This is a genomic window from Janthinobacterium sp. BJB401 (assembly GCF_013372745.1).
GTDB lineage: Bacteria > Pseudomonadota > Gammaproteobacteria > Burkholderiales > Burkholderiaceae_D > Janthinobacterium > Janthinobacterium rivuli.
In genome coordinates this window covers 1-14,236 of record NZ_JABXFH010000081.1, presented here as the reverse complement: position 1 = coordinate 14,236, position 14,236 = coordinate 1, and the positions used below count along the sequence as shown (strand labels likewise).

The window sequence follows — 14,236 nt, the reverse complement described above, 5'->3', positions numbered from 1 at the left end:
TTGCACGAAGGCGCTACTTCCGACAACAGCATTGCCACGACTAGCGTCACGCAATGCTTGGAACGCAAGCGGATCTTCTGCCTGGAACAAAGCAACATACGCCTGCTGTCTGTCACCCGGACTGCTGCCAAGATCAAGATAAAGCGGATGCGGCTCAATCAACGGATCGATTCGCCCCTCAGCATTGCAACGGTAGCTGGACCACTTGTAATTGCCCGGATACTTCACCATGCCGGCGCGAACCGGATTGAGCTCTATATAGCGCTGGCAAACCAGCAGATAAGTCGCATCCTGTACCACACAGGATTTGTAGCGCCCATCCCACAAGGGGCCGCTACGATGGCGGCGCCAGTTGATGTAATGCGCATATTCCTGTCCCAACGACTTCATCAACTGAGAAACGGCCTCGACTTTCGCCGCAGACAGCAGCAGATGCACATGATTGGTCATCAGGACAAAGGCATGCAACTGGACCTTGTGCGCCAGACAGTGGCGCTGTAACTGCTGCAGATACCAGAGATAATCGCCTGCCTCGAAAAAGCAGATCCGCCTGTCGGCGCCGCGCTGTATCACATGCAAAGGCATACCGGGTATAAACAAACGCTGGACGCGGGCCATGGTCGCTCTCCTGTAAAGGAAAGTCCCAGCATGTCAGGCTTCTCAAGACGCATCCTGCGTCACCGCAAACTACCCCTCCCCCGGCGCAGGATACGTCACTTCCAGCAACTCCAGCTCCTGCTCGCCCTGCGGCGTGTTGAGGGTGATCACGTCGCCCTCGCGCGCCTTGGTGATGGTGCGGGCCATGGGTGAGACCCAGCTGATCTTGCCGTTCAGGGGATCGAACTCGTCGATGCCGACGATGGTGATGGTGTGCGTTTCGCCGTCGCTGGTGCGGTAAGTCACCGTGGCGCCGAAAAACACCTGGTCGTTGCCATGATGCACGCTGGGGTCGACAATGGCGGCCAGGTCCATACGCTTGGTGAGGAAACGGATGCGGCGGTCGATTTCGCGCAGCCGGCGCTTGCCGTAGATATAGTCGCCATTTTCCGAACGGTCGCCATTCGACGCCGCCCAGTGGACGATGCGCACCACTTCCGGCCTGTCGACGTCGATCAGCTGCAGCAACTCTTCCTTGATGCGCTGGTAACCGGCCGGCGTGATGTAGTTCTTGGCGCCGGCGGGAATGGCCAGCGCCAGCGCGGCCGCTTCTTCATCGTCGTCGTTGTCGGATTCTTTTACAAAGGCTTTATTCATCTGCCTATTGTAGCCCCGCCAGGGAGCCACGGGCACACGGGATGCGGGGGCAAACGGGCTTTTTTGACGTATCATCGTGGCAATCGCGGCAAACCTGCGCCGCACACGGAGACGGATGAAAAAATTCTACAGATTCAGGCGCTGGCTGTTCGCGCCGCTGGTCTACCTGGCCGCCATCTTCCTGCTGATCGAGGAATGGCTGTGGGCAACCGGCGCGCGCATCATGCAGGTGATCGCGCAATTTCCGCCCCTGCATGCGCTCGAAGCGTGGATCAAGCGCCTGCCGCCGTACTGGGCGCTGGCCATCTTCGTGCTGCCAGCCGTGCTGCTGTTCCCCGTCAAGCTGCTGGCCCTGCTGGCGATCGCGCGCGGCCATGCGTTTTCCGGCATCGGCGTGATCGTCATCGCCAAGCTGGGCGGCGCGGCCGCCGTCGCGCGCCTGTATTCGCTGACGCGCCCCACCCTATTGAGTTTGCCGTGGTTTGCGCGCTGGCATGGCCTGTTCATGGAAACCAAGGACCGCTGGATCGCCCGCCTGCGCGCCACGCGCCCATGGCGCCGTGTCAGCCGCCTGTCGGCCGCGCTGGGCCGCGCCCGCCGCGCCTGGTGGCAGCGCCTGCGTACGCGCGCCGCCGCCGGGCGCCACAGTTCGCGCCCGGCCAGGGTGCTGCGCCGCTTCGCCGCCTTCTGGCGCGCGCGCCGCTGATGAAGAAAGCCAATGCCATGCACGACACTCCCTGGCTGGCGCCCGCCATGCGTGCGGCGACGCCGGAAATCTACCTGTTTGACGCGGCCAGCTTGCAATTGCTCGACGCCAACGATGCCGCCTGCGACAACTTGCAGTATGCACGCAAGCAATTGCTGGCGATGACGCCCTTCACCTTGGCGCCGCAACTCGATGCGCAGCAACTGGCCGCCGTGCTGGCGACCCTGGACGACAGCATCGGTGCGCAGGCCCTGCTGCACGTACAGCTGCGCCGCCGCGATGGCAGCCTGTATTCGCTCAGCCTGCACCTGTCGCGCGCCCACCGCCACGGCCGCGCCCTGTTGCTGGCCGAAGGCGAAGACTTGCGCACGCCGCAGGCGACGGCCGCCGCCTTGGCGCAGGTGCAGTCGCGCTTCAACGCCATCGTCTCGAATACGCCAGGCCTCGTGTACCAGTTCTGCCTGCATGCGGATGGGCGCGCCGCCTTCCCCTACCTGAGCGACGGCTGCCAGGCCCTGCTTGGCCTGGGACCGGCACAACTGCACGCGCGCCCGGAACTGTTTTACCAATTGATCCTGGCCGACGACCGCGCCTCGTATCTGGAATCGATGCAGGCGTCAAAAAGCGCCTTGTGGAGCTGGAACTGGGAAGGCCGCATCTGGATCGATGCCTGGAAGGACGTCAAATGGATCAACCTGCGCTCCACGCCGCGCGCGCTGGCCGACGGCACGGTGCAATGGGAAGGCATCATGACGAATATCACGGAAAGCCGGCTCGAACAGATCGAGGTGCGCCAGTCGCGCGCCCGCCTGGCCGAGCTGACCGCGCACATCGACAAGGTCAAGGAACACGAGCGCACGCGTCTGGCGCGCGAACTGCACGATGACCTGGGCGGCAACTTGACGGCCATCAAGATGGCGCTGGCCATGCTGGCGCGCCGTTTGCCGCCGGACGACCCGCAGTTGCAGGAAAAGGCCGATTATGTCGATGCCCTGGTCGACCGCAGCATCGACGCCGTGCACCGCATTTCGCTGGACTTGCGCCCGTCCATGCTGGACCTGGGCCTGGTCGCCGCGCTGGACTGGCAAGTCAAGGAATTCGCGCGCCAAGCCGGCATCGAATGCCAGTTCATTTCGAACCGCCAGCATATCGAACTGGAACTGGACCAGGCGACCAGCCTGTTCCGCATCGCCCAGGAGGCGCTGACGAATATCGCCAAGCATGCGCAGGCAAGCAAGGTCAGCGTACGCCTGGCGCGGCAGCGCCAGCATATCAGCCTGTCGATCGCCGACAATGGCGTCGGCATGCGTCTGTCAGACCGCGCCAAGCCGCAATCGTTCGGCATCCGCGGCATGGCCGAACGCGCCGCTGCGCTGGGCGGCACCCTGAGCCTGATGGACGGGCCGGACGGCGGCACCATCCTGAGCATAAAAATCCGGCTGACCACGGCGCGAGAGGCGATAATAGCGGCTGCAGCCAGTGCGCCCGCGCACAGCGGGCCGTCGCCAGACACGGCCTAGTGGGTGAATTAGATAGGAAACAACGCAGTCATGAAAGAAAAAGCCACCATCCGGGTATTCATCGCCGACGATCATGCGATCGTGCGCGAGGGCTTGAAGCAAATCCTCGCCGACACGAAAGACATCATCGTGGCCGGCGAGGCCGAAAATGGCCACGACGCCATCAAGCTGTTCCGTGGCTCGAAATGCCAAGTGTTGCTGCTCGACATCTCCCTGCCCGACCGCAGCGGCATCGAGGTGCTCAAGCAGATCAAGAAGGAAAAGCCGGAGCTGGCCGTACTGATGCTGTCCATGCACCGCGAAGACCAGTACGCCATCCGTTCGCTCAAGGCGGGCGCGGCCGGCTATCTGACGAAACAGAGCGCGCCGCGCGAACTGGTCACGGCCATCCGCCAGGTGGCGCAGGGCTTGAAATACATCAGCGCCTCGCTGGCGCAGGAACTGGCCAACACGGTGGGCGAAGACCACGAAACGGCCTTGCACGACACCTTGTCGGACCGCGAATACCAGACCCTGGTCATGATCGCCTCGGGAAAGGCCGTGGGCGCCATCGCCGAAGAGCTGAAATTATCCGTGAAAACCGTCAGCGAATACCGCGCCCGCTTGCTGGTCAAGATGAAACTCAAGAACAGCGCCGAACTGACGCATTACGCCATCCGCAACCAGCTGGTGGATTGACGGCAAAGTGGCATGCACGCTGGCATCGGGCGAATTGACAGGACTTCTCCTTGCTTCTCGCACAATAAGTTCTTTGCCAACTCGCATATCATGAGGATAATTAGAAATATCTAAAAAGGCTGTGCCTACATGTCCAGTAAATTGCCAACTTCCCCAGCAAGCGCTCCCGCTGGCGCCACGAATACCGCCACCGCCGCGATGAACCCGGCCGATATCGCCCGTGAAGCGTTTCGCCGCCTGGCCACGCGCCGCATCGCCCCCACGCCAAGCGCCTACCGCGATATCTACAATGAAATCGCCGGCATCAGCGAACCGGCAGAGGTGCCAGGCGCGCCTGGCGCCGTGCTGGCCGCCAGCGCACCGACGGAGAGCGGCGCGGAAAACGTCCTGACGCAATTCGCCGCCAAGATGAGCGAATCGGCGGGCGAACTGGGCGACTTTGGCCGGCGTTTCCAGCGTGCCCTGAAAGCGCGCGACTGGGACAGCTATGCGCGCACGCTGGCGCAACTGGCGGAAAAACAGGTCAAGAAAGGCGGCGGCATCGAATTGCCGCCCCTGCCGGACGGCGAACAGACGCGCACCCTGCGTGAATTGCTCAGCCGCACCCTGGGTTTTGCCGTCGCCACCTTGCTCACGGGCACGCCCGCGCTGGTGGAAGAAGCCGAATCGCTGGGCGCGGCCATCAAGCTGGCCCACACGGAAGAAGCGCTGAACGAAGCGGCCCTGCGGCTGAAACAGCTGTGCTACCAGATCGAACTGAAAAGCGGCGACACGGCCGAGCAGCAGGAATTGCTGCTGCGCCTGTTCAAGTTGCTGCTCGATAACGTCAGCCAGTTGCTCGACGACGACAGCTGGCTGCGCGGCCAAGTCGATGCCGTGCAAAACCTGATCGCCGGCCCGCTCGACCAGCGCGCGCTGGAAGACGCCACGCGCAGCCTGAAGGAAGTCATCTACAAGCAGGGCCAGCTCAAGCACAGCCTGTCCGACGTCAAGCTGACGGTCAAGAACATGATGATGACCTTCATCGACCGCCTGGGACAAGTGGCGGCCAGCACGGGCGATTTCCATGAAAAGATCGGCGGCTATTCGGAAAAGATCAGCCAGGCGGAAAATATCAGCGAACTGAACAGCGTTCTCGACGAAGTCTTGCGCGAAACGCGCATGGTGCAGAACGAAGCCTTGCGCGCGCGCGACAAGATGGTGCTGGCGCGCCAGGAAGTGCAGGATGCGGAACAGCGCATCCACACGCTGGAAGCAAAGCTTCAGCATATGAGCGAGCTGGTGCGGGAAGACCAGCTGACGGGCAGCCTGAACCGCCGTGGCCTGGATGACGTGTTCGAGCGCGAGACGGCCCGCTCCGACCGCCGCGGCACGCCGCTGTGCATCGCCATGCTGGACCTCGACGATTTCAAGCGCCTGAACGATACCTATGGCCACCTGGCCGGCGATGCGGCGCTGAAACACCTGGTCAAAATCGTCAAGGAAACCCTGCGCTCGATGGACGTCATCGCCCGCTTCGGCGGCGAGGAATTCCTCATCCTGCTGCCGGAAACGACGGTCGAGGCCGCCTCGTCGACGATGACGCGCTTGCAGCGCGAACTGACCCGGCATTTCTTCCTGCACGACAACGAAAAAGTCTTGATCACCTTTTCCGCCGGCGTGGCCCTGCGCCTGCCCAATGAAGACCAGGCCGAACTGGTCAAGCGCGCCGACCGCGCCATGTACCAGGCCAAGCAAACGGGCAAGAACCGCGTGGTGGTGGCGGACTGAACCCTGGCGCTTCGCCGCATGCCGTCCCGCCACCCGGCCGGACGGCATTTTTTATGGCAAAAACAATAACATCCTTCCCTCTCCGGCGCCCCGCCAACCTCCGCAACATATAAAAATAAAACTATTTTTGCCCTCAAGTTTCCTTAAATCCTGTCGTCTAGCGCGCTGCCAGCCACAAACTGAAGGGCTAAAAATTAAAATTTAAAGCACTTTTCGCCATAAATTTTCCCGCAGAGCAACCGTTACCCTAAACAACAGCGGCTTGATTGTCCCGGAACAGCGGGGCAGGCCAAAGTGACTAGCACATAGCGCAATGTAGTACCTGTTTGGAGAATTATCATGGCTGCAGTAATTAATACCAACATCTCGTCCCTGAATTCGCAACGCAATCTGTCGACCTCGCAGTCGGCCCTGAGCACCTCGCTGCAACGCCTGTCCTCCGGCATGCGCATCAACAGCGCCAAGGATGACGCCGCTGGTCTGGCAATTTCCGACCGTATGACGTCGCAAATCCGCGGCATGACCCAAGCTACCCGCAATGCAAACGACGGCGTCTCGCTGGCTCAAACGGCTGAAGGCGCGTTGGCAAGCTCGGGCGACATCCTGCAACGTATCCGCGAACTGGCCGTGCAATCGTCGAACGCCACCAACTCGTCGAGCGACCGTCAGGCGCTGCAAACCGAGGTAGGCCAGCTGGGTTCGGAATTGAACCGTATCGCCCAAACCACCTCGTTCAACGGCCAGGCACTGCTGGACGGCACCATGGGTACGGCCAACTTCCAGGTCGGCGCAGATGCCAATCAGCTGATTTCCGCCAGCGGCGCGAACTTCCTGACCAACACCTACGGCAACAACCGTATCGCCAACGATGCATCGGCTGTCAAAAAAGATGCCGTCGGTAATGCAGTTGTCGGCAAGCTGACGATTTCCGGCTCCATTGGCACCACGACCGTCGACACGACGGCCGCCGTCGCCGAAACGGCACCAGGTGCAGGCGATGCCATCAAAGGCAGCACGGCCAAATCCGTCGCCGCCGACATCAACAGCCAAACGGCGAAAACGGGCGTGACGGCAACGGCACAAACGGACGTCAACCTGAACCTGGGCGCCGAATCGTATTCGTTCTCCATCGGCTCGGATAACGCCAAGGGCGTCACCGTATCGTTCGCCGTCAGCGGCACCGCATCGACCGCAGCCGACTATGCCGCAGGCATCAACGCCATCAATGCCCAAACGGCAAAGACCGGCGTGACCGCCCAGTACGACAGCGTCAACAAGGGCATGAAGCTGACGAATGCATCGGGCGAAAATATCGCTCTGACGCAAGGCACGACGGCCAACGTCAAGTTCGACGTTGATGGCTACAAGGCCGATGGCAAAGTACAAGCCGCAGCCACGTCGATCATCACCGCAGCCGATGCCGCCACGGTCAACGGCCGCGTGACCTTCGATTCGCAAAACAGCTTCTCGGTCACGGAAACCACCACGACCGGCCTGGCGATTGGTAAAGCAACGGCACAAGGTTCGACCCTGAACTCCGTGTCGACCCTGGACGTGACGACGTTTGACGGCGCGCAGCTGGCACTGAAAATTGCCGATGCAGCACTGGCAACGGTGAACGGCCAACGCGCCCAGTACGGTGCTTTGCAATCGCGCTTCTCGTCGGCGATTTCCAACCTGCAATCGACCACGGAAAACCTGTCCGCATCGCGCAGCCGTATCGTCGATACGGACTTTGCATCGGAAACGGCCAACATGACCCGCGGCCAGATCCTGCAACAAGCTGGTACGGCCATGCTGGCACAAGCGAACTCGCTGCCAAACGGCGTCCTGAGCCTGCTGCGCGGCTAATCTCCGATTAGTCAGGCAACAGCGCAGGACTCGATTCCCCTGCCGGATTTTTTCGGCAGGGGAATTTTCACTAGGAGAGCACCATGACTATCGACACGATAGCGGCCGCCTCCGCGGCCAGGATAGACAAGAGTTACGGCACGACGGACGCGTCGCCGGCACGCCCGGCAACGCCACGCACGGCTACGGAAAACGACACGGTTGCACCACAGCAAGCCAGCAAGGAGCCCAGCCGCGAGCAGCTGGACAAAGCCGTCTCGGAATTGAACCAGTCCTCGCAAATGAAGACGCAAGGCCTGGAATTTTCCATCGACGAAGACAGCCAGCGCACGGTGGTCAAAATCATCGACCAGGAAACCAAGGAAGTACTGCGCCAGATTCCTACCCGGGAAGCCCTGGAATTGTCCAAAACCTTCGATTCGGCCAAAGGTTCGCTGATCAGTCAAAGCGCATAGCGATGGCATGGCACACGGACATGCGACATCATGGCAATACGCATCGGCATGACCACGGGGTTCGGTAGCCTGGCTATCCGGCCCCGATTTTATTGCAATTAACGCAACACTCCCCTGCCCCTTTCCCGCTTTTTCGCTCCCGCTGAAAACAGCGCGGTAAATCCCCCTCTCAAGTCCTGATTGATTCTGCCGATAACAGCTTATATTAGCGTTTTCCTAGGAGTATTCAGTGGCCATCACACCTACACTTTCATCCATCGGCATCGGCGCCGGCGCCAGCGGCCTGGATGTGAATGCCATCATCGACAAGCTGATGACGGCCGAAGCCGCACCGCTGGGTACTTTTGACAAGAAAACGGCCTCCTACCAGGCTAAGCTCAGCGCGATGGGCACGCTCAGTGGCGCCGTCAGCACTTTCCAGAATTCGCTGTCGGCCCTGTCCAATACCAATAACTTCCGCGCCGTCAGCGCCACGCCCGCCGATCCACTGGTGCTGTCCGCCAGTGCCGGCGCCAAGGCCGTGGCTGGCAACTACAACATCAATGTCACGCAACTGGCCCAGTCGCAGACCCTGATGTCGGGCGGCATGGCCAACAAGCTGTCGACCATCGGGCTGGGCAGCAAGACAACGATTTCCTTCCAGTTGGGCTCGCTCACCGGCGGCACCTTCGGTTTGAACGGCACCGCCCTGGGCGCCACCACGGCGCAAACCGGCATCAGCAACGGCTCGCTGATCCTCAACGGCACCGCCATCCCCACCGATGCCAGCACCAAGAGCGCGCGCGCCCTGGCCGACGCCATCAACGCCAAGAGCAGCACCACGGGCGTGACCGCCACGGCGCAGCCGACATCGAGCAGCGCCACCATGTTCGCCGGCTTCGGCAGCGTCGAAACGGGCGCGGATGGCACCTATTCGCTGTCGGTGGGCGGCGTCGAGATCGTTACCCAGGGCAACGGCGTGGCCGCCAACGGCGGCATCACGGCCGCCTCGCTCGACACGACGCTCGAAGGTCCGAATGCCGTCTCGAATGCGCTGGCCGCGGCCAACATCACCGTCACCGGCAAGGCCGCCGATGGCACCCTGAAATTTACGCGCGCCGACGGTTCCAACCTGAACATCGAAGAAGTGGTGACGGGTTCGGTCAAGGGCGGCATCGGCCACGCCTCGAACGCGGTCAATGACGGCTCGAACGTGACGCTGACCAGCACCATCAACCTGGCCTCGAGCAATGCCAGCCCGATCACCATCGCCGGCAGCAATCCGACCGCCGCCGGACTGACGGCAGGCTCCGGTGGCGCCTACATGAACACCAATTTTACCCAGGACGGCACGCAGGCGACGGGCACGGTGGTGATCGACGCCACCAATAACACCCTGCAAGGCATCCGCGACGCCATCAATAACGCGGGCCTGGGTGTGACGGCCAGTATCGTTTCGGACGGCACGGACAAGCCGTTCCATCTGGTCCTGAGCTCGTCGAAGACGGGCGCCAACTCATCGATGAAAATCTCGCTGAGCGGCAGCGACGGCCTGCCGCCGGACAGCGCCCTGAATGACTTGCTGTCCTACGATGCGAGCGGCACGCAAAACCTGAAACAGAACAGCGCCGCGCAAAACACGAATTTCAGCGTCAACGGCATCGCCATCACCAGCGCGTCGAACAGCGTCGATACGGCCATCGAAGGCGTGACCCTGGGCATTGCCAAGGTCGGCAGCACCAGCTTGTCGGTGCAGAAAGATACTTCCACCGTCAAGACCAGCATCAATGCCTTCGTCAAGGCGTATAACGACCTGAACACGGCGATGGCCAAGATGACGGCCTATGATCCGGAAACCAAGAAGGGCGGCGTCCTGCTGGGCGACTCGACCGCGCAATCGATCCAGAGCCAGTTGCGCAAACAGCTGGGCGCACCGATTACCGGCTTGAACAGCAGTTTGAGCACCTTGAGCCAGGTCGGCATTTCCTTTCAGAAAGATGGCAGCCTGACCCTGGATTCCAGCAAGCTCGACAAGGCCATCAGCGCCAACTTCACCGACATCGCCGGCCTGTTTTCCGCGCTCGGCAAGGCCACCGACAGCAACGTCGCCTTTACCAGCTCGACCGCCGCAACCAAGCCCGGCAGCTATGAACTGACGATCACCACGATGGCCAGCCAGGGCTCGATCACCTCGGCCGCCGTGCTGCCGGCCACCACTACGATAGGCAGCGACACCACGTGGAGCATCACGCTGAACGACACCGAGCCCAGCGCTGCCAAGAATACGGCCCAGGTCGTCATTCCTGCCGGGACGTACACGCCGGCCCAGATGGCGTCCATCATCCAGTCATCGGTCAACGGCGTGAAGGCCTTTTCCGACAACGGCGCCACCGTATCGGCTTCCATCGACGGTACGGGCAAACTGGTGCTGGCATCGAGCCGCTATGGTTCCGTCTCGAATATCGCCATCAGCAGCGGCACCGGCACGGCGCCAACAGATCTGTTCGGAGCAGCCGCCCCCGTCAAGGGTGCGGACGTGGCCGGCACCCTGGGTGGACAACCGGTGATCGGCTCGGGCCAGACCCTGACGGGCGCCGCCGGCTCCCCGGCCGATGGCCTGAAGATTGAAGTCACGGGCGGCACCACCGGTTCGCGCGGCACCGTCAGTTTCTCGCAAGGCTATGCCTACCAGCTGAATAACCTGGCCACGTCCTTCCTCGGCACCGACGGCATGATCACCAACCGTTCCAAGGGCCTCAACGAAACCATCAAGAGCATCGCGACGCAGCGCGACAAGTTCAGTGACAAACTGAACGACATCGAAACGCGCTACCGCGCCCAGTATTCGCGCCTGGATGTGTCCCTGAATAAATTGCAGGGCATGCAATCCTATTTGACCCAGCAGCTGGCCGCCATCGCCGCCAACCGTTAAGCCCAATCATCAGGAGAATTAAATGTTTGGAACACAACAACGCGGCGTCAACGCCTATGCCAAGGTCGGCCTGGAAACGGGCATCGTTTCGGCCTCGCCGCACAAGCTGATCGTGATGCTGTACGACGGCGCCCTGGTGGCCGTGCTCAGCGCGCAGATGCACATGAAATCGGGCAATGTGCCGGAAAAAGGCAAGTCCATCTCGAAAGCCATCCAGATCATCGACAATGGCTTGCGCGCCAGCCTGGACAAGGAAGCGGGCGGCCAGATCGCCGAAGGCCTCGACGCCCTGTATGAATACATGAGCGCGCGCCTGCTGGCGGCCAACATCCGCAACGATCTGGCCATGCTGGAGGAAGTGCAGCGCCTGCTCACCGACTTGCGCGAAACCTGGAACGCCATCGGCGCCACCCCCGCCGCCATGCCTGGCGCCGACCTGAAACGTATGCCCAGCCTTGCGAGCGCCTGACCCATGATGACCAATCAAGAAGTCCTGACCACCTACGAAGCCATGCAGACCCTGACGGGCCAGATGGTCACCGCCGCCACCAACGCCGACTGGGATGCGCTGGAAGCGCTGGAACAGCGCATCAGTGCGCATGTGGCCGCGCTGAAGGCGAATGAAGAAAAAGTCGTGCTGGAAAGCGCCGGCCGCCAACGCAAAGTCGCCCTGATCAAGCAGATCCTGGAAGACGACCGCAAGATCCGCGATCTGACCATGCCGTGGATGGCGCAATTGTCCAAGCTGATCAGCAGCACCGGCACTGAGCGGCGCCTGGCCAACGCCTACGGCGCGTAAGCGCCCACGGGGCAAGGTCCGCTATCATGTTGCCGAAGATGGATGCGATCGGCATGACGCCCCTGACCCCGGTCAAGCCCACGCGGGCGGCCGACGCCGTCGCCGATCCGCGCCAGGCCGAGTTCCAGCGCTCGCTGCAGGGGCTGATCGGCAAATCCATGCAGGGCCAGGTGCTGGCCCGCATGGGCGACGGCAGCTTCCTCGTGCGCGTGGCCGGCACGCCGGCCCGCATGCAGCTGCCCGCCGGCGCCCAGCCAGGCACGGAAATCCCGCTGACCTTGATCGGCATCAATCCCCGTCCCTCTTTTCAAATCGGCAATAGCCGCGACCAGCCCGCCAGTGCCCTGCTGACGTATGCGGACGCGGAAGCCGAGCCCGAGGCAGCCGAAGCACGTGGCCCCCAGGCTGGCGCCGCCCAAGCGGGCACGCGCGCCAGCAACACGGCCGCCACCCTGCTCAGCCGCGCGCCCCTGACACCGGCCAATCTGCTGCCCGCCCTGGCAAGCGACACGCCCGCGCCCGAGCTGAGCACCACCGCGCGCGCCATCAGCAGCGTACTCAGCCAGGCGGAAAGCGTGCCCGGCGCGCCCCTGTCCCTGGTCGGCAAGGCGCCGCTGATGGCCACACCCGGCGCCGCCCCGGCCCAGGTAGCGCAGAATCTGCGCGATGCCGTCGGCAGCAGCGGCTTGTTCTATGAATCGCATGTGGCCGAATGGGCCGAAGGCAAGCGGCCGCTCGCGTCGCTGCTGCTGGAGCCGCAAATGCAGAAGGCGGCCCAGGGTGAGACGACCAGAACAGGGACCGACCTGGCTTCGGCGCAACTGATCAATTTGCAGCTGCATACGCACGAACAGGCGCGCGTGCAGTGGCAGGGCGAAGCGTGGCCCGGCCAGAAAATGCAGTGGGATATCAGCCGCGATGCGCCGGAAGGCCAGCAGCACGCTGGCACGGAGGCCGACGAGGAAGCGACGGCCTGGCGCAGCAATGTGCGCTTCCAGTTTCCCCTGCTGGGCGACCTGGCCGCGCACGTGGTCTTGCAGGGCGGCAGAGTGGCCATCCAGCTGCAGGCGGGCAGCGAAGGCAGCGCTGGCACCTTGCGCCAGCATGCGGCGACGCTGGAAGCGTCGCTGGACGCGGCCGGCTGGCCCTTGTCGTCGTTGACGATCGCCGGCAAGCCCGAGGCGGCCACTGGAGAAGATGATGCTTGACGACACCAAACGCAAGGTGCCGCAGACGGCCGTCGCGCTGGCCTACCAGAGCGGCACGCCGGCGCCCAAGGTGGTGGCCAAGGGCAGCGGCCTGATCGCGGACCAGATCATCAGCACGGCGCGCGAGCACGGCGTCTTCGTACATGAATCGAAGGAATTGGTGGCGCTGCTGATGGATGTCGACCTGGACCGCCAGATTCCGCCCGGCCTGTATCGGGCGATTGCGGAACTGCTGGCCTGGTTATATCATATTGAATCTGCGAATGGCGGGCCGATCCCGCCGCCGCCCGACACCAGCGTCAACCTCACCGATACATAGACAGGCATCAATGCAAGCACATATTATGGATTCCGGCCTCGAAAACTGGCATGATTTTGAAGTGGAATCGCGGCGGGAAATCATCGCCTTGCTGCGCAGTATCAGCGAAAAGAACCAGCTGATCCGCATGCTGATCCACGGTGAATCCGATGTGTGCGTCACTTCCATCCTGGAAGTCGATGCCGAGCACGATAGCGTCATCCTCGACCGTTCCGTGAACGCCGACCAGAACCGGCGCATGCTGGCCGCCAAGGGCATTTCGTTTGAAACCTCGCTCGACAAGATCCGCATCCTTTTTGCCAGCGCCCAGGTGGAAGAGTGCCATTACGGCGGCACGCCCGCCTTGAAAATTGCCATTCCAGAAACGCTGATCCGCTTGCAGCGGCGCGAGTATTACCGCATGACGACACCGGTGAGCAATCCCGTGCGCGTCTCGATCCCCCTGCCGCCTTCGCTGGGCGGCGCCGATACCCTGTTCCCGCTGGCCGACATCAGCTGCGGCGGCATCGCCATCCTCGACAATAAACTGATGCTGGGCGAAACCATCGGCAGGGACTATCCCGGCTGCCGCATCGACCTGCCCGACGTCGGCATCGTCACGGCGACTTTGCAAATTCGCAATTCGCTGGACATGACCCTGCTGAACAACAAGCTGAACCGCCGCCTCGGCTGCCAGTTCGTCGACCTGCCGCGCAGCATGCTGGCGCACGTGCAGCGCTATATTACGCGGCTGGAGCGGGAGCGCAACGCCAGGATGGCTGGGTT

14 protein-coding genes are annotated in these 14,236 nt (G+C 62.4%); 12 read left to right on the top strand and 2 right to left on the bottom strand.

The features are described from left to right. Positions 1-618: transposase (locus HWE17_RS27520; RefSeq protein WP_176390976.1), on the bottom strand; the 618-nt coding region annotated here is incomplete at its 3' end. A gap of 69 nt (positions 619-687) precedes the next feature. Continuing rightward, positions 688-1,254 carry a transcription elongation factor GreB gene (greB, locus tag HWE17_RS27515; protein ID WP_176390975.1) on the bottom strand — a complete coding sequence of 189 codons (567 nt, stop codon included), beginning with the start codon at positions 1,252-1,254 and terminating at the stop codon, positions 688-690. 115 nt (positions 1,255-1,369) lie between these two features. Here greB and HWE17_RS27510 point away from each other — a divergent pair, with 115 nt between their 5' ends. The 12 genes from HWE17_RS27510 to HWE17_RS27455 all read left to right on the top strand — a co-directional run. Continuing rightward, on the top strand, positions 1,370-1,960 hold the full coding sequence (locus HWE17_RS27510) for a hypothetical protein (protein WP_176390974.1): 591 nt from the start codon (positions 1,370-1,372) through the stop codon (positions 1,958-1,960). Positions 1,961-1,977: 17 nt separating this feature from the next. Further along, on the top strand, positions 1,978-3,480 hold the full coding sequence (locus HWE17_RS27505; protein WP_255206413.1) for a sensor histidine kinase: 1,503 nt from the start codon (positions 1,978-1,980) through the stop codon (positions 3,478-3,480). A gap of 30 nt (positions 3,481-3,510) precedes the next feature. After that, positions 3,511-4,158 carry a response regulator transcription factor gene (locus HWE17_RS27500; RefSeq protein WP_034753998.1) on the top strand — a complete coding sequence of 216 codons (648 nt, stop codon included), beginning with the start codon at positions 3,511-3,513 and terminating at the stop codon, positions 4,156-4,158. A 198-nt stretch (positions 4,159-4,356) separates the two neighbouring features. Continuing rightward, positions 4,357-5,928: a diguanylate cyclase gene (locus tag HWE17_RS27495; protein WP_176390979.1), complete on the top strand. Its 1,572-nt coding sequence runs from the start codon at positions 4,357-4,359 to the stop codon at positions 5,926-5,928. A 339-nt stretch (positions 5,929-6,267) separates the two neighbouring features. Then, a complete protein-coding gene (locus tag HWE17_RS27490; RefSeq protein ID WP_099403003.1) occupies positions 6,268-7,779 on the top strand; it encodes a flagellin in 1,512 nt (503 codons plus the stop codon). An 83-nt stretch (positions 7,780-7,862) separates the two neighbouring features. Beyond that, on the top strand, positions 7,863-8,234 hold the full coding sequence (locus HWE17_RS27485; protein ID WP_176390973.1) for a flagellar protein FlaG: 372 nt from the start codon (positions 7,863-7,865) through the stop codon (positions 8,232-8,234). 229 nt (positions 8,235-8,463) lie between these two features. Beyond that, entirely contained in the window at positions 8,464-11,145 is a 2,682-nt protein-coding gene (gene fliD, locus HWE17_RS27480) for a flagellar filament capping protein FliD (protein WP_369681784.1), read from the top strand. 22 nt (positions 11,146-11,167) lie between these two features. Next, entirely contained in the window at positions 11,168-11,614 is a 447-nt protein-coding gene (fliS, locus tag HWE17_RS27475; protein WP_035821338.1) for a flagellar export chaperone FliS, read from the top strand. A 3-nt stretch (positions 11,615-11,617) separates the two neighbouring features. Further along, entirely contained in the window at positions 11,618-11,944 is a 327-nt protein-coding gene (locus HWE17_RS27470; RefSeq protein WP_035821340.1) for a flagellar protein FliT, read from the top strand. Positions 11,945-11,970: 26 nt separating this feature from the next. Further along, on the top strand, positions 11,971-13,152 hold the full coding sequence (locus HWE17_RS27465; RefSeq protein WP_176390972.1) for a flagellar hook-length control protein FliK: 1,182 nt from the start codon (positions 11,971-11,973) through the stop codon (positions 13,150-13,152). Further along, positions 13,145-13,471 carry an EscU/YscU/HrcU family type III secretion system export apparatus switch protein gene (locus HWE17_RS27460; protein WP_035821344.1) on the top strand — a complete coding sequence of 109 codons (327 nt, stop codon included), beginning with the start codon at positions 13,145-13,147 and terminating at the stop codon, positions 13,469-13,471. The genes HWE17_RS27465 and HWE17_RS27460 overlap by 8 nt, the downstream gene beginning before the upstream one ends. A 10-nt stretch (positions 13,472-13,481) precedes the next feature. Then, positions 13,482-14,236, top strand: a 755-nt coding sequence (locus tag HWE17_RS27455) for a flagellar brake protein (RefSeq protein WP_255206412.1), incomplete at its 3' end; no start/stop codon positions are given.

Excerpts from the sequence above, each read along its gene's own strand:
- greB (WP_176390975.1), bottom strand. The coding sequence starts at position 1,254 with ATGAATAAAGCCTTTGTAAAAGAATCCGACAACGACGACGATGAAGAA.
- HWE17_RS27510 (WP_176390974.1), top strand. The coding sequence starts at position 1,370 with ATGAAAAAATTCTACAGATTCAGGCGCTGGCTGTTCGCGCCGCTGGTC.
- HWE17_RS27505 (WP_255206413.1), top strand. The coding sequence starts at position 1,978 with ATGCACGACACTCCCTGGCTGGCGCCCGCCATGCGTGCGGCGACGCCG.
- HWE17_RS27500 (WP_034753998.1), top strand. The coding sequence starts at position 3,511 with ATGAAAGAAAAAGCCACCATCCGGGTATTCATCGCCGACGATCATGCG.
- HWE17_RS27495 (WP_176390979.1), top strand. The coding sequence starts at position 4,357 with ATGAACCCGGCCGATATCGCCCGTGAAGCGTTTCGCCGCCTGGCCACG.
- HWE17_RS27490 (WP_099403003.1), top strand. The coding sequence starts at position 6,268 with ATGGCTGCAGTAATTAATACCAACATCTCGTCCCTGAATTCGCAACGC.
- HWE17_RS27485 (WP_176390973.1), top strand. The coding sequence starts at position 7,863 with ATGACTATCGACACGATAGCGGCCGCCTCCGCGGCCAGGATAGACAAG.
- fliS (WP_035821338.1), top strand. The coding sequence starts at position 11,168 with ATGTTTGGAACACAACAACGCGGCGTCAACGCCTATGCCAAGGTCGGC.
- HWE17_RS27470 (WP_035821340.1), top strand. The coding sequence starts at position 11,618 with ATGATGACCAATCAAGAAGTCCTGACCACCTACGAAGCCATGCAGACC.
- HWE17_RS27465 (WP_176390972.1), top strand. The coding sequence starts at position 11,971 with ATGTTGCCGAAGATGGATGCGATCGGCATGACGCCCCTGACCCCGGTC.
- HWE17_RS27460 (WP_035821344.1), top strand. The coding sequence starts at position 13,145 with ATGCTTGACGACACCAAACGCAAGGTGCCGCAGACGGCCGTCGCGCTG.